This is a genomic window from Providencia sp. PROV201 (assembly GCF_028479545.1).
GTDB lineage: Bacteria > Pseudomonadota > Gammaproteobacteria > Enterobacterales > Enterobacteriaceae > Providencia > Providencia huaxiensis.
Map to the genome: position 1 here is coordinate 91627 of NZ_JAMPNW010000004.1, position 22138 is coordinate 113764.

The 22138-nt window shown below is 44.0% G+C and carries 18 protein-coding genes; 16 read left to right on the plus strand and 2 right to left on the minus strand.

The window, feature by feature from the left end; genetic code table 11:
* Position 1 precedes the first annotated feature (1 nt).
* The 10 genes from nuoE (at position 2) to nuoN (ending at position 11960) form a co-directional block, all read left to right on the plus strand.
* A complete protein-coding gene (gene nuoE / locus PR809_RS04840) occupies positions 2–550 on the plus strand; it encodes an NADH-quinone oxidoreductase subunit NuoE (protein WP_036958085.1) in 549 nt (182 codons plus the stop codon).
* Positions 547–1905 (plus strand): NADH-quinone oxidoreductase subunit NuoF, encoded by a 1359-nt coding sequence (gene nuoF / locus PR809_RS04845; protein WP_004259820.1) that lies wholly within the window; start codon positions 547–549, stop codon positions 1903–1905. Before nuoE ends, nuoF begins: the two co-directional genes overlap by 4 nt.
* 98 nt (positions 1906–2003) lie before the next feature.
* Positions 2004–4727, plus strand: coding sequence for an NADH-quinone oxidoreductase subunit NuoG (gene nuoG / locus PR809_RS04850; protein WP_206276262.1), 2724 nt, complete (start codon positions 2004–2006; stop codon positions 4725–4727).
* Positions 4727–5704 (plus strand): NADH-quinone oxidoreductase subunit NuoH, encoded by a 978-nt coding sequence (nuoH, locus tag PR809_RS04855; RefSeq protein WP_004912244.1) that lies wholly within the window; start codon positions 4727–4729, stop codon positions 5702–5704. The genes nuoG and nuoH overlap by 1 nt, the downstream gene beginning before the upstream one ends.
* Positions 5705–5718: 14 nt before the next feature.
* A complete protein-coding gene (gene nuoI / locus PR809_RS04860) occupies positions 5719–6261 on the plus strand; it encodes an NADH-quinone oxidoreductase subunit NuoI (protein WP_004259834.1) in 543 nt (180 codons plus the stop codon).
* A gap of 12 nt (positions 6262–6273) precedes the next feature.
* Complete coding sequence (gene nuoJ / locus PR809_RS04865; protein ID WP_102137642.1) at positions 6274–6816, plus strand: NADH-quinone oxidoreductase subunit J; 543 nt, start codon at positions 6274–6276, stop codon at positions 6814–6816.
* Complete coding sequence (gene nuoK, locus PR809_RS04870; RefSeq protein WP_004912233.1) at positions 6813–7115, plus strand: NADH-quinone oxidoreductase subunit NuoK; 303 nt, start codon at positions 6813–6815, stop codon at positions 7113–7115. Before nuoJ ends, nuoK begins: the two co-directional genes overlap by 4 nt.
* The gene (gene nuoL / locus PR809_RS04875; RefSeq protein WP_004259845.1) at positions 7112–8953 is read left to right on the plus strand and encodes an NADH-quinone oxidoreductase subunit L; all 1842 of its coding nucleotides are present in this window, start codon (positions 7112–7114) and stop codon (positions 8951–8953) included. Before nuoK ends, nuoL begins: the two co-directional genes overlap by 4 nt.
* A gap of 19 nt (positions 8954–8972) precedes the next feature.
* Positions 8973–10493, plus strand: a complete 1521-nt coding sequence (nuoM, locus tag PR809_RS04880) for an NADH-quinone oxidoreductase subunit M (RefSeq protein ID WP_102137643.1) — start codon at positions 8973–8975, stop codon at positions 10491–10493.
* A gap of 6 nt (positions 10494–10499) precedes the next feature.
* The gene (nuoN, locus tag PR809_RS04885; protein WP_102137644.1) at positions 10500–11960 is read left to right on the plus strand and encodes an NADH-quinone oxidoreductase subunit NuoN; all 1461 of its coding nucleotides are present in this window, start codon (positions 10500–10502) and stop codon (positions 11958–11960) included.
* Between the two features lie 57 nt (positions 11961–12017).
* Here the strand turns inward: nuoN and PR809_RS04890 are convergent, their stop codons facing one another.
* Positions 12018–13001: an alpha-xenorhabdolysin family binary toxin subunit B gene (locus tag PR809_RS04890; protein ID WP_102137645.1), complete on the minus strand. Its 984-nt coding sequence runs from the start codon at positions 12999–13001 to the stop codon at positions 12018–12020.
* An 11-nt stretch (positions 13002–13012) separates the two neighbouring features.
* Complete coding sequence (locus PR809_RS04895; protein ID WP_206276261.1) at positions 13013–14221, minus strand: alpha-xenorhabdolysin family binary toxin subunit A; 1209 nt, start codon at positions 14219–14221, stop codon at positions 13013–13015.
* A 747-nt stretch (positions 14222–14968) separates the two neighbouring features.
* Between PR809_RS04895 and PR809_RS04900 the strand changes: the two genes are divergently transcribed.
* The 6 genes from PR809_RS04900 (at position 14969) to menE (ending at position 22097) form a co-directional block, all read left to right on the plus strand.
* Entirely contained in the window at positions 14969–16303 is a 1335-nt protein-coding gene (locus PR809_RS04900) for an isochorismate synthase (RefSeq protein ID WP_102137647.1), read from the plus strand.
* 118 nt (positions 16304–16421) lie between these two features.
* Entirely contained in the window at positions 16422–18095 is a 1674-nt protein-coding gene (gene menD / locus PR809_RS04905) for a 2-succinyl-5-enolpyruvyl-6-hydroxy-3-cyclohexene-1-carboxylic-acid synthase (protein ID WP_206276260.1), read from the plus strand.
* The gene (gene menH / locus PR809_RS04910) at positions 18095–18859 is read left to right on the plus strand and encodes a 2-succinyl-6-hydroxy-2,4-cyclohexadiene-1-carboxylate synthase (protein WP_206276259.1); all 765 of its coding nucleotides are present in this window, start codon (positions 18095–18097) and stop codon (positions 18857–18859) included. The genes menD and menH overlap by 1 nt, the downstream gene beginning before the upstream one ends.
* Positions 18860–18871: 12 nt before the next feature.
* A complete protein-coding gene (gene menB, locus PR809_RS04915) occupies positions 18872–19729 on the plus strand; it encodes a 1,4-dihydroxy-2-naphthoyl-CoA synthase (RefSeq protein WP_004912212.1) in 858 nt (285 codons plus the stop codon).
* A complete protein-coding gene (gene menC, locus PR809_RS04920; protein ID WP_166264576.1) occupies positions 19729–20700 on the plus strand; it encodes an o-succinylbenzoate synthase in 972 nt (323 codons plus the stop codon). The genes menB and menC overlap by 1 nt, the downstream gene beginning before the upstream one ends.
* Positions 20688–22097: an o-succinylbenzoate--CoA ligase gene (gene menE / locus PR809_RS04925; RefSeq protein WP_102137651.1), complete on the plus strand. Its 1410-nt coding sequence runs from the start codon at positions 20688–20690 to the stop codon at positions 22095–22097. The genes menC and menE overlap by 13 nt, the downstream gene beginning before the upstream one ends.
* Positions 22098–22138 lie beyond the last annotated feature (41 nt).

Here is a 22138-nt window from a genome sequence, read left to right on the forward strand (position 1 = left end):
CATGCATAATGAACATAACGAAAATGAGAAGCACAACGAGCTCAATGTCGTGAATGTGTTTGAACCGCAAGTCAATCATGGCTTTGTCTTAACCGAGAAAGAGCGCGAAGAGATTGAAGGTGAGAAACACCATTACGAGGACGCACGTGCTGCCTCAATTGAAGCACTGAAAATTGTGCAAAAAAACCGCGGTTGGGTTGAAGATGGTGCGATCCATGCTATCGCTGACGTCTTAGGTATCCCAGCTAGTGATGTTGAAGGGGTGGCGACATTCTATAGCCAAATCTTCCGCCAACCAGTGGGTCGCCACATTATTCGCTATTGCGACAGTGTTGTTTGCCATATTACAGGTTATCAGGGCTTAGAAGCTGAAATCATTAAACAGCTTAATATTCGCCCGGGCCAAACAACAGCTGATGGCCGTTTTACATTGCTGCCGACCTGTTGCTTAGGTAACTGTGACAAGGGTCCAACGATGATGATCGATGATGACACTCACAGCTACGTGCAGCCTGAAAATATTCAAAAATTACTGGAGCAGTATCCATGACAAATTCTGTTAATCCAGTGATCCGTACTGCTGAAACTCATCCCCTAACATGGCGTTTGCGTGATGACAATCAGCCTGTTTGGTTAGATGAGTATCGCAGTAAAAACGGATACAAAGGTCTTGAGCGTGCGCTCAAAGGCATGGCACCGGATGAAGTTGTGAATCTCGTGAAAGACGCTGGCCTGAAAGGGCGAGGCGGTGCGGGCTTCTCAACGGGTCTGAAATGGAGCCTGATGCCAAAAGACGAAAACATGAAACTGCGTTACTTTTTATGTAATGCGGATGAAATGGAACCGGGCACTTATAAAGACCGTCTATTGATGGAACAACTTCCTCACTTGTTAGTTGAGGGGATGATCACGGGCGCTTATGCACTTAAAGCTTACCGTGGTTATATCTTCTTACGGGGTGAATACGTTGAAGCCGCGCAAAACCTGCGTCGTGCCATCGAAGAAGCTAAAGCGGCAGGTCTATTAGGCAAAAATATCCTCGGTTCAGGTTTCGATTTTGAACTATTTGTCCACACCGGCGCTGGGCGTTATATCTGCGGTGAAGAAACCGCACTGATTAACTCTTTAGAAGGCCGCCGTGCTAACCCGCGTTCTAAGCCACCATTCCCTGCCACATCAGGTGCTTGGGGTAAACCAACTTGCGTTAATAACGTTGAAACCATCTGTAACGTGCCTGCTATTTTAGAGCACGGAGACCAATGGTATATCGATTTAAGCGCAGGTAAGAGTAAAGATGCGGGTACTAAACTGATGGGTTTCTCTGGCCGTGTGAAAAACCCGGGTCTGTGGGAACTGCCATTTGGTACGACGGCACGTGAAGTGCTGGAAGATTACGCAGGTGGTATGCGTGATGGACTAAAATTAAAAGCATGGCAGCCGGGTGGCGCAGGGACAGACTTCCTGACCAACGACCATCTCGACTTACCGATGGATTTCGAAAATATTGCCAAAGCGGGAAGCCGTCTTGGTACTGCATTGGCGATGGCGGTTGATCATGAGATCAACATGGTTTCGTTAGTGCGTAACCTAGAAACCTTCTTTGCCCGTGAATCCTGTGGTTGGTGTACACCGTGCCGCGATGGTTTGCCATGGAGTGTGAAAATTTTACAAGCGCTGGAAAAAGGTGAAGGGCAGCCGGGGGATATTGAAACCCTAGAGCAACTTTGCCGTTTCTTAGGGCCGGGTAAAACTTTCTGCGCTCACGCACCGGGTGCGGTCGAACCGCTACAAAGTGCCATCAAATATTTCCGTGATGAATTCGAAGCGGGTATTTCGCAAAAAGATCTGCGTAACATTGTGCAGATTGCGGGTATCCAGCCCAACCTGCTGAAGCAGCGCTGGTAATTATTTAGCGATTGAGCAACCGCTAAAGAGATTTTTCACGAAGAACGTATTTTTGATTAACGCCTGCTTTATGCGGGCCTTTGGGAAGCATGCTGACTATGGCTACAATATATGTAGACGGCAAAGAATATGACGTAAACGGGTCTGAAAACCTGTTACAAGCCTGTCTTTCTCTCGGGCTAGATATTCCTTATTTTTGCTGGCATCCGGCGCTGGGAAGCGTTGGCGCTTGCCGCCAGTGTGCGGTTAAGCAGTATCAGAACGCAGATGACACTCGCGGTCGCCTAGTAATGTCTTGTATGACACCCGCAACGGAAGGGACTTACATCTCAATTGATGATGAAGAAGCCAAACAATTCCGTGAAAGTGTCGTGGAATGGCTGATGACCAACCACCCTCATGACTGCCCAGTCTGTGAGGAAGGTGGGAACTGTCACCTACAAGATATGACGGTAATGACCGGTCATAATATGCGTAAATATCGTTTTACGAAGCGTACTCACATTAACCAAGATCTCGGTCCATTTATTAGTCATGAGATGAACCGTTGTATCGCGTGTTATCGTTGTGTTCGTTACTACAAAGATTACGCAGATGGCACCGATTTAGGGGTTTATGGCGCACATAACTATGTGTATTTCGGTCGTACTGAAGACGGTACGCTGGAAAGCGAGTTCTCCGGTAACTTAGTTGAAGTTTGCCCTACTGGGGTATTCACCGACAAAACTCACTCTGAGCGCTATAACCGTAAATGGGATATGCAATTTGCACCGGGTATCTGCCAGCAGTGCAGTATCGGTTGTAATACTAGCCCCGGTGAGCGTTATGGTGAAATCCGCCGCATCGAAAACCGTTATAACGGCTCGGTAAACCACTATTTCCTGTGTGACCGTGGTCGCTTTGGTTATGGTTACGTCAACCGTAAAGACCGTCCTCGCCAAGCCGTACTCAATAAAAATGGCGTTAAGAACGTGATTTCGGCTATCGAAGCGATGCAAAGCGGTGCGCAAATTATCAATCAAGCGAAAAAAGTGATTGGTATCGGCTCGCCGCGTGCTAGCGTTGAAAGCAACTATGCATTGCGCGCTTTAGTCGGTGCAGAAAACTTCTACTCAGGTATTTCTGCGGGTGAGCAAAGTCGCTTAGCGCTGATGCAAAACATTTTGCAAAATGGTGGTATCTATACCCCAACATTGCGTGAAGTGGAAGGCTATGATGCGGTACTGGTACTGGGTGAAGATTTAACTCAGACGGGCGCACGTATGGCGTTATCTGTTCGTCAAGCCGTGAAAGGTAAAGCACGTGAAATGGCCGCAGCGCAGAAAGTCGCTGACTGGCAAATCGCCGCTATCCAAAACATTGGCCAACACGCGAAATATCCGCTGTTTATTACCAATGTTGATGATACTCGCTTAGACGATATGGCCGCCTTTAATTACCGTGCTCCAGTCGCTGACCAAGCGCGTTTTGGTTTTGCAATCGCCAATATGATTAATGGCGAAGCCCCTGCGGTGAATGATTTACCGGCAGACTTAAAAGCCAAAGTGGAAACCATTGCTCAGGCCTTAGCGGGTGCGAAAAAACCATTAATTATCAGTGGTAGCCATAGTGCCAGCGAGGCAATGATCCAAGCGGCTGCTAACGTGGCATTTGCACTGAAAGCGAAAGGCGCGAATGTTGGGTTATCTTACTTAGCGTCTCATGCAAATAGTTTCGGTCTGGCAATGATGAACGCACAGCCACTAGATAGCGCTTTAGCTCGCATTGAAGCGAAAGAAGCGGATGTGGCTGTTGTTATCGAAAACGACTTGTACCGTCACAGCAGCGTGGATGCGGTCAATAGCGCACTCGCAAAATTGAGCCACTTGATTGTTGCAGACCATCAGCAAACGGACATCATGGATAAAGCAACATTAGTTCTGCCTGCAGCGAGTTTTGCTGAAGCAGACGGTACGTTGATTAACCAAGAAGGTCGTGCACAACGTTTCTTCCAAGTCTTCGACCCAACGTATTACGACAAAGCTATCGTGATGAACGAAAGCTGGCGCTGGATGCATTCACTGCAAACTGAAGCGCAAGAGCGTGATGCAGATTGGTCTCAACTGGATCACGTTATCGCTGATTGTGTTGCCGCAATGCCACAATTCTCAGGTATGGTTGATGCGGCTCCGAAAGCGTCTTTCCGTATTCGTGGTCAAAAACTGGCGCGTGAACCACATCGTTACAGTGGTCGTACAGCGATGCTAGCAAATCAATCTGTCCATGAGCCTCGTCAACCGCAAGATATTGACTCTCCATTTGCTTTCTCAATGGAAGGGAACAACAGCCCAACCGCGCCACGCCAGCAAATTCCATTTGCATGGGCACCGGGTTGGAACTCACCGCAAGCCTGGAACAAATTCCAAGCCGAAGTGGGGGGACACCTGTTATTTGGTGACCCGGGTATCCGTTTGTTCAATTCAACAGAAGGTAAATTGGCTTACTTCACTGAAATTCCAGCGGCTTATCAAGCCAGCGAAGCTCAGTGGGTTGTCGCACCTTATTACCACCTGTTCGGTAGTGATGAAATGTCACAGCGTTCAGAAGTGATCCAAGAGCGTATGCCAGAGCCATATATCATGCTGAACACGCAAGATGCTGCGTCACTTGGCTTGGTAGCAGGAACAAAAGCTGAATTTAGCCATGCAGGTCAAGCGTTTAACTTGACTGTTCGTCTCAGCAATCACTTATCTACAGGTCAAATTGGCTTACCGTTAGGCATGCCAGGTATCGCACCTTCAATGGCTGGCGTGTCAGTCAATAATCTGCGGAGGGGAGCATGATGGATTGGATTTCTCCTGAAGTGATGGAAGTGTTAATTTCCATCCTTAAATCTGTCGTCATTTTATTGGTTGTTGTGACTTGTGGGGCCTACATGAGTCTGGGAGAGCGCCGTATTCTCGGTCTATTCCAGAACCGTTATGGTCCAAACCGCGTTGGTCCGTTTGGGATGGGCCAGTTAATCGCCGACATGTTCAAAATGCTGTTTAAAGAAGACTGGATCCCACAGTTCGCGGACAAGAAAATCTTTACGCTTGCGCCAGTGATTGCGTTTTGTTCACTGTTCTTAGCATTTGCTATCGTCCCTGTTAGCCCAACATGGCACGTTGCAGACCTGAATATTGGGATTTTATTCTTCCTGATGATGGCGGGTCTCGCGGTCTATGCGGTGTTATTTGCGGGTTGGTCAAGTAACAACAAATACTCATTATTAGGTGCGATGCGTGCGTCAGCACAAACCGTGAGTTACGAAGTGTTCTTAGGCCTTTCTTTAATGGGCGTGGTTGCACAAGCAGGTTCATTCAACCTGATTGATATTGTGAACTCCCAAGAAGGCATGTGGAACATCATTCCTCAGTTCTTTGGTTTTGTGACTTTTGCGATAGCGGGCGTTGCGGTATGTCACCGTCATCCGTTTGACCAACCAGAAGCAGAACAAGAGATTGCGGATGGTTACCACGTTGAATACTCAGGCATGAAGTTCGGTCTGTTCTTCGTCGGTGAGTATATCGGTATCGTAACGGTTTCTGCCCTGATTGTGACGCTGTTCTTTGGTGGCTGGCATGGTCCATTCCTGCCGTCATTCTTGTGGTTTGCTATCAAAACTGGCTTCTTCATGATGATGTTTATCTTGATCCGTGCCTCTTTACCGCGTCCACGTTATGACCAAGTGATGTCTTTCGGTTGGAAAATTTGCCTGCCGTTGACACTGCTTAATCTGCTGGGTACTGCAGCAGTGATTTTATACAACGCTCAGTAAGGGGTGATTGAACCATGACATTGAAAGAGTTATTGGTCGGTTTCGCCACCCAAGTACGTAGTATTTGGATGGTCGGCCTACATGCGTTCGATAAACGCGAAACGCAAATGTATCCAGAAGAGCCGGTTTATCTGCCACCCCGTTACCGTGGGCGTATCGTGCTAACGCGCGACCCTGACGGTGAAGAGCGTTGTGTTGCGTGTAACTTGTGTGCGGTTGCTTGCCCAGTGGGGTGTATTTCACTGCAAAAAGCCGAGCACGAAGATGGCCGCTGGTACCCTGAATTTTTCCGCGTTAACTTTTCGCGCTGTATTTTCTGTGGTCTGTGTGAAGAGGCTTGCCCAACGACGGCAATCCAATTAACACCTGATTTTGAAATGGCCGATTGGAGACGTCAGGATCTGGTTTACGAGAAAAATGACCTGTTAATTTCAGGCCCAGGTAAATATCCTGATTATAACTTTTACCGTAAATCGGGTATGGCGATTGCAGGTAAAGACAAAGGTGAAGCGGATAACGAAGCGAAACCTATCAACGTCAAAGACCTGTTGCCATAAGGAGCGATATTCATGGAATTTACATTTTATATCGCCGGTCTAGTTGCCATTTTAGCAACTTTAAGGGTGATAACGAATACAAATCCAGTGCACGCACTGTTGTATCTGGTTGTTTCTCTGCTGGCTCTGTCAATGGTGTTTTTCTCCCTCGGTGCGTATTTTGCTGGGGCATTGGAAATCATCGTGTATGCAGGTGCCATTATGGTCCTGTTCGTGTTCGTCGTGATGATGCTCAACTTGGGGCGTTCTGTTCAAGAACAAGAGCGCGCTTGGTTGACACCGAAAAACTGGATTGGCCCTGCGGCGTTATCCGCAGTTTTATTGGCTATCTTAGTTTACGGCATCACCTCGTTGTCATATCAAAATGGCATTGAGGGCACCATCATTGGGGCGAAAGAAGTGGGTATTAGCTTGTTCGGGCCGTATGTTCTGGCTGTCGAATTGGCGTCATTGCTACTACTAGCGGGTTTAGTCGTCGCATTCCACGTTGGACGTGACCGTAAAGAAAACGGTGCTGATCTTGTGAGCATCGCGAAGGTGGAGGAGCAAAAATGATACCTCTAGAGCATGGTCTGATTTTAGCGGCAATTCTATTTGTGATGGGGCTTAGCTGCCTTGTTATCCGCCGCAACTTGCTTTTCATGTTGATCGGACTGGAAATCATGATTAACTCAACTGCACTGGCATTTGTGGTTGCAGGGAGTTTTTGGGGGCAACCAGACGGCCAGATTATGTATATCTTGGCAATCGCGCTGGCTGCAGCGGAGGCGAGTATTGGATTGGCGTTGTTACTGCAACTCCATCGTCATCGTCAGAACCTGAATATTGATAAAGTCAGTGAGATGCGCGGATGAACCTACTCTATTTAACCATTCTGTTGCCTTTACTGGGGTCGGTACTGTTAGCCTTCTCCCGTGGACGCTGGTCAGAAAACGTTTCGGCCATTATTGGTGCGGGGTCGGTCGGCTTAGCGGCCATCGTCGCATTCTATGCTGGCAATGAATTTTTAGCTCAAGACGCAGGTAGCGTATTCATCCAGCCACTTTGGACTTGGATGTCTGTCGGCACCTTTAATATCCCATTCACCCTAATGTTAGATGGTTTATCTCTGACCATGTTAGGTGTGGTAACGGGGGTGGGCTTCCTTATTCACGTATACGCTTCTTGGTATATGCGTGGCGAGGAAGGTTACTCACGTTTCTTCGCTTACACTAACCTGTTTATCGCGAGCATGGTGGTTTTAGTTCTCGCTGATAACATGATGCTGATGTATCTCGGCTGGGAAGGGGTAGGGCTGTGCAGTTATCTGTTGATTGGTTTCTATTATACCAATCCAGAAAACGGTAAAGCCGCCATGAAAGCGTTCTTTGTCACGCGTATCGGTGACGTGTTCCTCGCCATTGGTATGTTTATCCTGTGGAATGAGCTCGGTACATTGAATTTCAGCGAAATGGCGGTGTTAGCACCTCAGAAATTTGCTGAAGGTTCAAGTGCGATCAATTGGGCAACCTTGATGTTATTAGGTGGCGCAGTCGGTAAATCAGCACAGTTACCATTGCAAACGTGGTTGGCAGATGCGATGGCGGGTCCTACGCCAGTTTCAGCATTGATCCACGCCGCAACCATGGTAACGGCCGGTGTGTACTTAGTGGCTCGTACCCACGTTCTGTTCTTATTAGCGCCAGAAGTTTTACATTTAGTTGGCGTTGTCGGCGCGGTGACATTGGTACTGGCTGGGTTTGCTGCACTGGTTCAAACGGATATCAAACGTGTACTTGCATACTCCACCATGAGCCAAATCGGTTATATGTTCTTGGCACTGGGTGTGCAAGCTTGGGATGCTGCGATTTTCCACCTGATGACGCACGCTTTCTTTAAAGCGCTGTTATTCCTGTCAGCAGGTTCGGTCATTTTGGCATGCCACCACGAGCAAAACATCTTCAAAATGGGTGGGTTGCGTAAGCAAATTCCATTTATCTACGCTGTGATGTTGATTGGCGGAAGCGCACTGGCAGCATTGCCACTGTTTACTGCTGGTTTCTACAGTAAAGATGCCATTTTGTGGGGTGCGCAGCTTGATGGACAAACTGTATTGTTGTGGGCCGGTATCCTCGGTGCATTAATGACCGCAATTTATACCTTCCGTATGATTTTCATCGTGTTCCACGGTGAAGCAAAAATCAAAGCGCATAAGGTTAAAGGCATCACTCACACATTACCACTGGGTATTTTGGCTATCCTTGCAACGTTTGTTGGTGCATTAATCCACCAACCACTCGAAGGGGTATTCCCTGCGGAAGCGGCTGGCAGTGAAGACGGTAAAGTCTTACTCGAAGCGATTTCTGGCGGGTTTGCTATCGCTGGTCTTTTAATTGCGGTATTCCTCTACCTGTTTAGACGTTCAATAGTCGATGCTATCGCGAAAACTGCAGTGGGTCGTTTCTTCAGCGCATGGTGGTACCAAGCGTGGGGCTTCGATTGGCTGTATGACGTAGTCTTTGTAAAACCGTTTAAAGGTATTGCATGGCTACTGGAAAGCGATCCGATTAACTCTCTGATGAATATCCCTGCACATCTTTCACGTTGGGCAAATAAAGGGCTTGCAGTGAGTGAAAACGGCCAAATCCGTTGGTATGTTGCCTCGTTGGGGCTGGGTGCAGTGCTGATTCTTGCTCTGCTGCTTTTGGTTTAATTAAGGGACACATTGCGCCATGCTATTACCCTGGCTAATACTCATTCCCTTCATCGGAGGCCTGCTAAGCTGGCAGGCTGACCGGTTCAGTCATCGCGCACCGCGTTGGATTGCACTGGCGACGATGGGAATAACATTGATACTTTCCGTGCAATTGTGGTTACAAGGGAACTACTCGCTTGTTAATCCACAAGGTATTCCACAGTGGCAATCTGTTTTCTTTATGCCGTGGATCCCGTCACTGGGAATTGACTTTCATTTAGCAATTGACGGTTTATCACTGCTGATGGTCGTATTAACGGCTATCATGGGGGCTTTTTCGATTCTGAGCTCTTGGAGTGAAAACCAAAAGAACCAAGGTGCGTACCACTTTAACCTGCTGTGGATTATCACAGGGGTGATGGGGATTTTTACCGCGGTTGACCTGTTCTTATTCTTCTTCTTCTGGGAGATGATGCTGATCCCAATGTACTTCCTGATTGCCAATTGGGGACACAAAGGGTCAGAAAACAGACAACATATCAAAGCTGCGACTAAGTTCTTCATTTATACGCAAGCGAGTGGTTTGATCATGCTGGTCTCCATCATTGGATTGGCACTAGCAAACTTCAATACTTCAGGTGTATTAACATTCGACTATAACCAACTGCTGGGAGCAGAGCTCTCTAGTAACGTTGCGTTTATGTTGATGTTAGGCTTCTTTATCGCCTTTGCCGTTAAAATGCCTCTGGTTCCATTCCATGGTTGGATGGCAGATACTCAAGAACAATCGCCAACAGCGGGTTCTGTAGATATCTCCGGTATCATGTTAAAAACCGCAGCATACGGTCTGTTACGCTTTACTTTGCCTCTGTTCCCAGAAGCCTCTATCCAGTTCACACCAGTGGCGATGACGCTGGGTGTGATCAGTATCTTCTATGGTGCATGGTTGGCGTTCAAACAAACGGATATCAAACGTCTGGCGGCGTACAGTAGCTTATCCCACATGGGGTTTGTGACAGTCGCTATTTACGCGGGTTCAACCTTGGCTTACCAAGGTGCGGTGATCCAAATGATCACCAACGGTTTGTCTGGTGCGGCACTGATTATCATTAGTGGCCAACTGTATGAACGCACGCAAACTCGTGATATGCGCATGATGGGTGGATTGTGGAAACGCATTAAATGGTTACCAGGAATGTCCCTGTTCTTTGCTGCGGCAACGCTAGGAATGCCAGGTACAGGTAACTTCATTGGTGAGTTTATGATCCTGTTTGGCAGCTTCAGCCAATTCACGTTAGTGACTTGCATTATGGTTTTTGGTGTGGTGTTTGCGTCTATCTACTCACTGTGGATGATGCAACAGACTTACTACGGCACACCAAAATCAGAAAAAGAAATGAAAGGGTTAACGGCGCGTGAGTTTGGTGTGCTGCTGGCTCTGGCTGCTTTACTGGTTATTATTGGCTTCTATCCGCAACCGATTTTAGATACATCAATTGGTTCGATGGAAACATTGCATAACCTGTATTCTGCTTCACTTACAACATTAGGGCTGTAATTCGCCATGACAATAACTCCTCAAGAACTGATCGCAATACTGCCACTGATGATCGTCGGGTTGACGGCGGTGGTTGTGATGCTGTCCATTGCGTGGCGACGCGATCACCTTACCAGTGCCGCGCTGACAGTATCTGGCTTTATTATTGCGTTGCTTTCACTCATTTGGGTAGCCGACGGCTACCTAATGGATGTGACTTCGCTTATCCGTGTTGATGGCTTTGCGCTGTTCTATAGTGCATTAGTCCTGATTGCAGGTATCGGAACGACTATCTTTGCTTATCACTGGTTAGAAGGTTTTGGTGATAATAGAGATGAGTTTCACTTACTCGTTGCTATCGCAGTGGCGGGTGGGGTGCTGTTATCTATGTCAAATCATATGGCGTCAATGTTTATCGGTATTGAGCTGATTTCATTGCCATTGTTTGGCTTAGTTGCCTATACCTTTGAGCGCAGTCGCACATTAGAAGCTGGGATCAAGTACATGCTGTTATCTGCAGCAGCGTCTTCATTCCTGTTATTCGGAATTGCATTACTGTATGCAGAATCGGGTAGCTTAAGCTTTGCTGCGGTTGGTCAAAGCCTTTCTGATAGCCAGATCCACGCACCATTGGTGATGATTGGCTTCGGTATGCTCATTGTAGGCTTTGGTTTTAAACTGTCTCTGTTTCCATTCCAACTGTGGACACCAGACGTTTACCAAGGCGCTCCTGCGCCAGTGTCAGCCTTCTTAGCAACGGGCAGTAAAATCGCTATCTTTGCCGTATTAGTGCGTATCTTTCTGGAAGCACCAATCACCAATAGCAATACATTGTCGATTGTCATTTCAGTAATTGCGATAGCCTCTATTCTGTTTGGTAACTTACTGGCTATCACGCAAAAAAGTGCAAAACGCTTGCTGGGTTACTCATCCATCTCGCATATGGGATATTTATTGGTTGCTCTGGTTGCGCTTCGTATCGATCCAGTCGCTTCACAAGTCACTATCGCAATCTACTTAGTGGGTTACTTGTTTGCAAGCCTAGGGGCATTTGGTGTTGTGAGTATCGTTTCAAGCCCTTACCGTGGTGATGACCAAGATGATTTCAGTGCATTCCGTGGTCTGTTCTGGCATAAACCTGTTCTCGCAACGGTAATGACGGTGATGATGCTGTCACTGGCGGGTATTCCAATTACATTAGGATTTATTGGTAAATTCTATGTGATTGCATCCGCGGTGAACGCAGAGTTATGGTGGTTAACAGGTGCTGTCGTTGTCGGTAGTGCAATTGGTTTATATTACTACCTGCGCTTTATGGCTAGCCTATATAGCCGTGATGCGGAACATGCAGAACGTTATACAGGCCCTGAAAAAGCAACGTTAGGAACGGTTGTTGCTGTTATATGCGCCATTGCAGTTATCGTCTTTGGGGTATGGCCACAACCCCTTATTGATATGACATCAACAGCGCTTGCTGTGCTTAATTAGTAGGCAGAAAATTTCCTATTGTTGATAAACCGGTTACTTCAGAGTAGCCGGTTTTTTTTAGTCAGGTAACTGGCGTTGATATTGATACTCCATGTCGTCTAGGAATGACATGAGTACCTGGCTTGCCATATTGATCTCTTGAATATTCAATGTTTTTTCAGACGATTTTTCATTAATGAAATGACACCATTCCGACCAGTAATCTTTAATTAAACCTATCTGAGTAATAATTGACAGCTTATGTGAGTCTATGATTGTTATTTGGTCAGCTAATAACATGAGTTGAGCTAGTTTAAATATTGTTTTATCAATGTGATTAACCTCTTCTTTTAATTCTAAAATTTGGTTTCCTAAATCTAATCTGACCTCGACAAGCTGCGCAAACTCTAAACCATCATCAATGACTGATAATAAATTTTTAATAAAGGCAATGGCTGATTTTAATATTTGTTTTTTATTTGTTGGCATATCAATTGAGTCAATTAACTCATCATTTAACAAATGTTTCTTTAAGAAATCAGTGATTTTAGATTTTAAGATGATATCTTCTGCTGCGGTAATAACGGAGTGTTGCTGATTGATTTCATTTATTTTTAGCATTTTGCTATTTTTGGATGTGACTAGGAGCTCTTTTTGCTCTGCGTATTGCTGTAGTTTATGTTGATTGCTTTCTTCCACGTGAATGAGAGACAGAGAGTCTGTGGTATAACTGAATTTAGTAATTATTCTTTCTAGCTCTAATTTAAAATCGATTAAATCCTCAATAAAACTCGTGACTAAAATTCCGTCAGGTGTATTTGTGTTTTCACTATTTAATTCACTTTTTAGAATGTAATTTAATTTTATTTTTAGCTTCGGTATCGAGTTTCTGATTGTTTCATTTATATTGAAACTCTTACTTGCAATTTTTTGTATTTTTCCGTGTATGATAAAGTCATAATGTATTATATTTTTATTGAATGCGGAGATTTCATTTGACATATGCCTTAACTGATAAATATCAATGGAGGGCAATATCGGTAAATCAAGCTTATCTTGCATATGAGTACCTTTTATTGAGGGGGAGTGTTATTTGGTTGAATTTGGTCAAATAACGTTATTAAATGTGTAGAATATTCTTGAATGGTATACCAAGATGTAATAATTCGTTTGAAATAAGTAATGAATTTAATAAGTTTATCAGCATTGTTGATATGTTTAAACATCTCGATTGATTGGGTTATTTCGGTTAAGAGGACAAGCCACATATAATCTAAATGGTCAACGGCTAGCCGTGCATCTTTAAATAAACCATCGATTTTATGGAGGTTTATTTGAATATCAAAGATAACTTTTTTGATGATTTCTTCTTTGTTAATTTGGTCGTTAATTAATTTTATTTCTGCTAATGTCTCATTCTTTCTTGCTCGGATTTTTTCAGCTTTCGAGCCAAAAATACTGCCCGTAATAATGAGACCGATGACACCACCCGCTAAGCCTGTGAAACTTAGTTTCACAAAGTGTGAATACTCTAGGTCGAGTTGCTTTAGCTCCTGTTTTTTCATTTTAAGTGATTCTTGTAAATGGGCATCTGTATTTTCACTATTAGTAGGCTCAAGTTGCTTATATAATCCTTTAATATTAAACAATAAAGATTCAACGTGTTGATAATTAGATAGATACCCTCCTGTAATATGTACTCTAAAATCTGAAATGATATTCTTTATATTACTTGTCTTAAGCGATTGGTCCTTAATGTCATCTTTAATCAATTGCAATATATTAGTTAGTTCAGTCGCTATTTGTTGGTCATCACTTTGATAAAATATTTCATCTAGCTCACTTTCATCAATATCATTCAAACTGTCTGAGACTCTTTTTAATATAGGCATATGGTTAATATATTCAATAATTTGCCGGCCTGTCTGTATAATGTTTCGACTAGCTAGAGATAGGTTGACAGACTGTTCTTTAACATGTTGCTCGACATTATCCCAGGTATTGGCATGGTCACGAATATTGATAATAGTATTAATTAATTCGTCTGTATCTATTGGTAAAGTGGTTGATGATGTAATACCAAACCATTTTAGAATATCATTTTTTTTCCAAGGCAAAGAAAGAGAGAAGTAAACATGGCGATGTATGCTAATTAAATCGTCTAATGTAAAAATACCGACTTCGCGGGTTGAAAGAGCATCTTGATTAGTTAATAAAGCTAAGGTTGTATGGCCTATATGCTCTTTTTCAATAATTCTGTCGTAATTTTCTTTTGTATTCATTTTAAAATCCATGTTGATTAAGTTAAGGATTGAACACTAATTTGTATTAGCACTATTGTATGGTTAAGCTACCTATTTATTGTAAATGAAAATATAAATCTCATATTTGTTAACCTACTAGAAATTGGCTGAAAGTTTTATACTAAAAAATGAAAAGCAGAGCTAAAAAATAGCATTTTGAACAAGCTAATATATGTTGAAAATATTATTTAGCGTTATATGTATTTAGAAATAATCTATAGCGGTACTAAATTAAATAATCCATAACAATATGATGATAATTAAAATTTACGGTAATTTTACTTTTTGAGGCTAAATAAATATGTAATGGAATATGGGTTTGCAGCTTAAATATAATTATGTTTCAAAATGGAATTTTTATTGGATGAAAATGAAGCAATTTCGAGGGAGAGGAAAGAAGAAAGGGGGATAAAATCACATTTTCCATTAATTAAATGAATAGAATGACATCTAATATATATAATAAGCTATACTATCAACAACCTGAAGCCTCTATTCATGTAAGCAGGTTTGTCTTGAGGTAATTTCTCTTGGTTATCGTTATTTGTGTCATAAGCGATAATTATAGTGATGTACTGAAAGTAACCTGTTTATTGCAGATAATCTGCTTTTAGTACTGAACGGGTGATATAGCATTTACTGTTAGTCATCAATGTATTAAAAAATGGTTTTGCGCTATATAATAACGCGTAGTAAATTTGTGTGATGTAGCAGTGGGAATCTAAAGTGAACTATAAAAAAATTGATCAACTGATAACTGAAATTTTGGACCATTTGTCTACATTGACACTAAAAACCAAAGCGTATACTCGTTTTGTCTGGCAGTTAGATGCGCAAACCGCTTTCCCTGGTCTTGCATGGCTGTCGGTGCAAGAAAGCTACCCACAATTTTACTGGTATCAACGGACAGGAGCCGAAGAATGCAGTGCTCTTGGGATGGTGAAGTCCTTTGATTCGATAGATACAGCACAAGCTTTTTTATCACAATATCCTGATATGCCAGAGATGCGTCTATGGGGGCTTAATGGTTGGAATGCAGTTGGAGATGGTATCCCTGAAGAGATAAAACGCCAAGCAACTTTTTGTTTTTTGCCTCGCATTGAAATTCATCGGTTACGTTCGACGATTAGCGTTAGTGTCAATATAGAAGGTGAAGAAGATAGGTTAAATGCTATCCATTTTTTACAGCAATTAAAATCCGCTTCTCAAGTGACATTGACTCTTGACGCCGATATTACTGCACAGGAACATATTCCTACGCATGATGAATGGTGCCGTTTATTAAATTGCGCTATTGATGACATGAAGTCAGGAAAAATGGAAAAAGTGGTTATGGCAAGGGAAACAAAACTGACTCTGTCTAAGCCAATTGCGGTTGCTGAGTTTTTAGCACAAAGTCAGCAGGTGAATCACCATTGTTACCATTTTATGATGGCCTTCAGCGCGCATTCAGGTTTTATTTCGTCAACACCCGAACGTTTATACTTACGTCAAGACGAACAACTGAACTCAGAGGCCTTAGCGGGAACCGTCGCTAATGACCCTGATGATGTGGTCGCAGCGGAGTACGCTAAATGGTTGATGGAAGATAAAAAGAACCAACATGAAAACTTAGTGGTTGTTGATGATATTTGCCAACAATTACAAGGCGCAGTGACGGGGGTTGATGTATCGTCAGCAAAAGTGATCCGCTTGAGAAAAATTCAACACCTTTACCGTTCAATTGTTGCGACATTAGTTAGCCCTTCTGATAGCGATTGTTTGCAGCGTCTCCAACCCACAGCAGCGGTCTGCGGTTTGCCACGAAAGGTTGCACGGCAATTTTTAGCAAAAAATGAACCGTTCTCTCGCGGTTGGTATGCCGGAACAGGCGGGTTTATTAGCTTAGATAAAAGTGAATTCGCGGTCTCTCTACGTTGTGCACAGATAGAGGGCGCCCATGTCTCATTATATTCAGGCGCTGGCATTGTCAGTGGTTCAGACCCAGAGCAAGAGTGGATAGAAATTGAGAATAAAGCCGCTGGGCTAAAGTCTTTATTTGGAAATAACGAAAAACCATAAAATAAAAATGGTTATTTTCTTTTTATTTCAATTAGTTCACCAAAAATTGTTCTGAGATCAAGAAATTTATTTCAGCCAGTCTAAACTAATTGATAACTAATAATTTGCTGAGCATATTATGTCGAATTCTGCTTTTAATCTCCGTTGGGCTGAAGTGATTATCGAAGCGCTATCTCGCCACGGAATGAAACATATCTGTATTGCGCCCGGCTCGCGCTCGACACCGTTGACCCTTGCCGCCATTAGCCATGGGAAATTGCATTGCCATACCCATTTTGATGAGCGTGGTTTAGGGCATTTAGCTCTAGGTTTAGCAAAGGCCAGTCGTGAGCCTGTTGGGGTCATAGTGACCTCTGGTACGGCAGTCGCGAACCTTTACCCCTCATTGATTGAAGCGGGTTTAACCGGTGAGAAGGTTATTTTTCTTACAGCAGATAGACCCCCTGAATTAATTGATTGCGGTGCTAATCAAGCTATTCGACAAGCACATATCTTTGCTTCCCATCCAGCTCAATCATTAATGTTGCCAAGACCGACACAAGATATTTCAGCGAAGTGGTTGGTAACCGCGATTGATAATGGCATGAATCAACTACACCATGGCGCATTTCATATTAACTGCCCATTTGCAGAACCATTGTATGGTGATATGGATGGGGAATATGAGTGGCAAAAAACGCTGGGTGAATGGTGGAGTTCTAATCATCCTTGGTTAAGTGAACCGCTGACGAATACGGTGGCATTAGTTGCTGATTGGTATTTCTGGCGTCAGAAAAAAGGCGTTGTGATTGCGGGTAGAATGAGTGCAAGTGAAGGAGAGTTCGTCGCTAAATGGGCTCAAGAGCTCGGATGGCCAGTACTCGGTGATGTGCTGTCACAAACCGGACAACCTTTTCCATGTGCAGACTTATGGCTGCAACATCCAGAAACCCAGTCTATTTTAGAAGACGCAGAATTAGTCGTCCAGTTTGGTTCAAGCTTAACGGGAAAGCGGCTTCTACAATGGCAAGCCAACTGTGAGCCGCAAGAGTATTGGATTATCGACTCAATACCTCAGCGACTAGACCCAGCCAATCATATGGGTAGAAAGCTAACTTGCTCAATTAAAGGTTGGCTAGATAACCATCCTGCGCAGCCGAGAAGTTTGTGGTGTGAATCGCTGCTGACTTTAGCGCAAAAAACCCAAAATCACGTGCACCAACAGTTACATGACCAGTTTTCAGAAGCCGCGGTGGCACACCAATTACCTGAACTACTGCCTCTTCGAGGCCAACTGTTTGTTGGTAATAGCTTAATTGTCCGCTTGGTGGATGCGTTGGCACAACTTCCATTGGGTTATCCGGTGTATAGCAACCGGGGCGCGAGTGGTATTGATGGTTTGATTTCTACCATGGCGGGAGTTCAGCGGGCAACCGCACGGCCAACATTGGCTATCGTTGGGGATATTTCTGCACTCTACGATTTGAATAGTTTGGCGCTATTGAGAGAACCTTCAGCGCCAACAGTGCTTATCGTTGTGAATAATAATGGTGGGCAGATTTTTTCTATGCTACCCACACCAGACGAAGCAAGACAAAATTATTACTGTATGCCGCAAAATGTCAGTTTCGAGCCAGCGGCGAAGATGTTTGGCTTACAATATTGTGCTCCGACAGACTGGGGAACACTAAAAGAAACCGTACAACAATTTTGGCATCGTCAACAGGGCACCTTGCTAGTGGAGTTACAGGTGCCAAGTGATGAAGGTGCGCGTACTTTAAAACAACTATTGAATGAAGTTGTGGAACTGTAATGTTATCCGCACAGATTTATCATTCTGCTTCATCCGCTCCTTGGATAATCTACTTACATGGTTTGTTAGGTAGTGCGGATGATTGGCTACCAGTGATTGAGCAAACATGCGCTTTTCCATCGTTAGCTGTCGATTTACCCGGTCATGGGGGTTCTCACTCAGAACCCTGCCTAGGTTTTTCACATTTTGATCAACAACTCAGCGCACTTTTACAGTATCATCAAATTAATGAATACTACTTAGTTGGCTATTCACTAGGCGCTCGGCTGGCGATGCATTTTGCTTGCTACTATCAACCTAACGGACTATTAGGTTTAGTGATTGAAGGTGGGAATGTGGGGTTAGTCAATGAAAAAGAACGAATTGCTCGAGCTGCTAATGATGCGGCTTGGGCGCAGCGTTTTCGTTCAGAGCCGATTGAAGAAGTGTTAGATGACTGGTATCAACAAACTGTATTTGCTGATTTGTCGGTGACCCAGCGCCAACGTTTAATTCAATTACGTCGACAAAATAACCCGCAAAGTATTGCTGCTATGCTAGAAAATACATCATTAGCAAAGCAACCTTTATTAGCGGATAAATTGCGCAAATTGACCTGTCCTTATCGCTATTTTTGTGGCGAAAAAGACCAAAAGTTTCGAAGCGTTTCGCAACAATATGCTTTGCCGTTAACGCTGATTGAAAATGCAGGGCATAATGCACATCGGGAAAACCCTATGGGCTTTGCCACTGCACTACACCATTTTTTATCACACTGTGGTTAAAGGAATCTGATAATGATTTATCCAAGCGAAGAAAAATTATACGCACCAATTGAATGGCAAGATTGCTCTACAGGGTTTGAAGATATTCGCTATCATAAGTCTCCTGAAGGGATAGCTAAAATTACGATTAACCGTCCAGAAGTGCGCAATGCTTTTCGTCCACAAACCGTGAAAGAAATGATCCAAGCACTCTCCGACGCACGTTATGATGACCATATTGGAACCATTATCCTAACCGGTGAAGGTGAAAAAGCATTTTGTGCAGGCGGTGACCAAAAAATTCGTGGTGACTACGGCGGGTATCGTGATGAAAGCGGCACGCACCACTTAAACGTATTAGATTTCCAACGCCAAATTCGTACTTGTCCAAAACCTGTTGTCGCGATGGTCGCTGGTTTTTCTATCGGTGGTGGCCATGTGTTACATATGATGTGTGACCTTACGATAGCGGCAGATAACGCAATTTTTGGTCAAACGGGCCCAAAAGTCGGTTCATTTGATGGCGGCTGGGGCGCATCTTATATGGCTCGTATTGTTGGGCAGAAAAAGGCACGTGAAATCTGGTTTTTATGCCGTCAATACAATGCACAAGAAGCATTAGATATGGGCTTGGTTAACACGGTTGTCCCATATGCAGATCTTGAAAAAGAAACGGTGCGCTGGTGCCGTGAAATGCTAGAAAATAGCCCGATGGCACTGCGTTGCTTAAAAGCAGCGTTAAATGCGGACTGTGATGGACAAGCAGGTCTGCAAGAGTTGGCTGGTAATGCCACTATGTTGTTCTATATGACAGACGAAGGGCAAGAAGGCCGTAACGCCTTTAATGAAAAACGTGCGCCTGATTTCTCTAAATATAAGCGTAACCCATAATGCGTAAAGCCAAGATTTATTCGTTCAGCCTGCCGATGGAGGCAGGCGTTATCCTTCGTTATCAGCGGTTAAAAACGCGTGATGGGCTTTTGGTCTGTTTACAAGATGGGGATAACGAAGGTTGGGGAGAAATTTCGCCTCTACCTGAATTCAGCCGTGAAACATTAGAAGAGGCCACTGCCGAAACTATTGTACGACTGAATGAATGGGTGAAAGAAGGCAAAATTTCTAATAGTTTATTACCCTCAGTGGCTTTTGGCTGTAGTTGTGCTATCGCGGAGCTAACAGGGGAGCTTCCTGAACAAGCGGACTACCGCAAAGCGCCTTTATGTAGTGGTGATCCTGACGATTTAATCCTAAGCCTTGATGCAATGGAAGGTGAGAAAGTCGCTAAGGTTAAAGTCGGTTTATATGAAGCTGTTCGTGATGGTATGGTGGTTAACCTGTTACTCGAGGCCGTTCCAGAACTGAAATTGCGTCTGGATGCAAATCGCAGTTGGACTAGAGCAAAAGCCGACGGTTTTGCAAAATATGTTAACCCTGACTACCGTAACCGAATCGCTTTTTTGGAAGAGCCGTGTAAAACCCGTGAAGAGTCACTGCAATTTGCAGCAGAAACTGGCATTAGCATTGCTTGGGATGAAAGTGTACGTGAAGAAGGCTTTATGGTAGAGGCACAAGAAGGGGTGTCTGCGATTGTGATTAAACCGACCCTGACAGGCAGTTTGTCTTATTGCCGCTATTTGGCGGAAGAGGCCCATCGCTTAGGGTTACAAGCAGTGATCAGCTCATCCATTGAAAGTAGCTTTGGTTTAACACAACTTGCTCGTATAGCACACTGGTTAACCCCAAATACCATTCCTGGTTTAGACACTGTATCGCTTATTCAATCTCAATTGGTACGGCCTTGGCCACAATGTGATATTCCGCTTCAGCAGTTAGATGATTTAACGCTTGTATGGCAGAACTAGATGACTTTAAAGATTGGCCTTGGCAGCATTGGGCCAATCTTCATCCTAACTCAATTGCCTTAGTGACCGACTCCGAACGCCTAACTTGGGAAAGTGTCAGCCAACAAATTACTGACCTCAGTACTTACTTTTCAATGCAAGGTGTAGAGCAGGGGCAGTGTATCGTTCTGCGTGGGAAAAATTCAGTTGAGTTATTACTGAGTCAGCTAGCTCTTATTGCGTGTGGTGCTCGTGTCTTACCGTTAAACCCCCGTCTCCCTGAACGGTTGTTAGCAGAATTATTGCCTCATCTGAATGTTAGTGCGGTCATCGATTTTACTGATGAATCAAATTCATTAGCAAATTATCGTAATTTAGATTATCAACTCTATTATCATTTTATTGGTGATGAAGAGGTTGCTCCGACTGTTTTTCAAGAGGCTATTCAGCAGCCTGCCACATTGATTTTAACATCGGGGTCGACAGGCTTACCTAAAGCCGCTGTTCACAGTGTCGCTGCGCACTTAAATAGTGCAGCAGGTGTTGTTAATTTGATGAATTACCAGCAAGGAGATTGTTGGTTACTATCGCTGCCGTTATTTCATGTATCTGGGCAAGGTATTGTTTGGCGCTGGCTTCTTAAGGGTGGCTCACTTGCGGTCAAAAATCTTCCTTTGGCTCAAGCATTACATGAAGTTACTCATGCCTCTTTGGTACCGACCCAGTTATGGCGGTTATTAAATGATAAACGGGTGGCGGAGCTTACGCTAAAAGCTGTTTTATTGGGGGGAGCCAGTATTCCTTCAACGTTAACGGATCTTGCTCAACAACACGGTATTGCTTGTTGGAGCGGCTATGGCATGACAGAAATGGCTTCTACAGTTTGTGCTAAACGCGCAGATGGTAAGAAAGGTGTGGGTTTACCCTTAAAAGGTAAGCAAATTCGTATCTTGGATGATGAAATTCAGATCCAATCAAATAGTCAAGCGCTGGGGTATTGGTTTGATGGGAATATCAAGCCTTTAAATTGTATTGATGGCTGGTTCAAAACGAATGATAAAGGGGTATTTATTGATGGTGAATATCAAATCATTGGTCGTCTAGACAATTTATTTATCAGTGGTGGGGAATGTGTTCAACCCGAAGATATCGAGTCAGTAATCAATTCATACCCTGATGTAAGCCAAAGTTTTATTATACCCATTGAGGATGTGCAGTTTGGGCAACGTCCTGTCGCGGTTGTTGAAGTAAATAAGTCAGTGGATTTGAATCAGCTGGCGGATTGGTTAAAAGATAAACTCGCTCCATACCAATATCCTATAGCATTTTATTATTTAGACCCCGAACTGAAAGCGGGGGGAATAAAAGTCTCTAGGCAACAAGTGAAAAAGTGGTTGTTAGCGAAAATAAAAGTATAGGACAAAATAGTGGCGGGGTTACCCCCACCACTTAATGAATT

Coding starts and splice junctions, on each gene's coding strand:
- nuoE (WP_036958085.1), top strand. CDS start 2: ATGCATAATGAACATAACGAAAATGAGAAGCACAACGAGCTCAATGTC.
- nuoF (WP_004259820.1), top strand. CDS start 547: ATGACAAATTCTGTTAATCCAGTGATCCGTACTGCTGAAACTCATCCC.
- nuoG (WP_206276262.1), top strand. CDS start 2,004: ATGGCTACAATATATGTAGACGGCAAAGAATATGACGTAAACGGGTCT.
- nuoH (WP_004912244.1), top strand. CDS start 4,727: ATGGATTGGATTTCTCCTGAAGTGATGGAAGTGTTAATTTCCATCCTT.
- nuoI (WP_004259834.1), top strand. CDS start 5,719: ATGACATTGAAAGAGTTATTGGTCGGTTTCGCCACCCAAGTACGTAGT.
- nuoJ (WP_102137642.1), top strand. CDS start 6,274: ATGGAATTTACATTTTATATCGCCGGTCTAGTTGCCATTTTAGCAACT.
- nuoK (WP_004912233.1), top strand. CDS start 6,813: ATGATACCTCTAGAGCATGGTCTGATTTTAGCGGCAATTCTATTTGTG.
- nuoL (WP_004259845.1), top strand. CDS start 7,112: ATGAACCTACTCTATTTAACCATTCTGTTGCCTTTACTGGGGTCGGTA.
- nuoM (WP_102137643.1), top strand. CDS start 8,973: ATGCTATTACCCTGGCTAATACTCATTCCCTTCATCGGAGGCCTGCTA.
- nuoN (WP_102137644.1), top strand. CDS start 10,500: ATGACAATAACTCCTCAAGAACTGATCGCAATACTGCCACTGATGATC.
- PR809_RS04890 (WP_102137645.1), bottom strand. CDS start 13,001: ATGCAAGATAAGCTTGATTTACCGATATTGCCCTCCATTGATATTTAT.
- PR809_RS04895 (WP_206276261.1), bottom strand. CDS start 14,221: ATGAATACAAAAGAAAATTACGACAGAATTATTGAAAAAGAGCATATA.
- menD (WP_206276260.1), top strand. CDS start 16,422: ATGTCGAATTCTGCTTTTAATCTCCGTTGGGCTGAAGTGATTATCGAA.
- menH (WP_206276259.1), top strand. CDS start 18,095: ATGTTATCCGCACAGATTTATCATTCTGCTTCATCCGCTCCTTGGATA.
- menB (WP_004912212.1), top strand. CDS start 18,872: ATGATTTATCCAAGCGAAGAAAAATTATACGCACCAATTGAATGGCAA.
- menC (WP_166264576.1), top strand. CDS start 19,729: ATGCGTAAAGCCAAGATTTATTCGTTCAGCCTGCCGATGGAGGCAGGC.
- menE (WP_102137651.1), top strand. CDS start 20,688: ATGGCAGAACTAGATGACTTTAAAGATTGGCCTTGGCAGCATTGGGCC.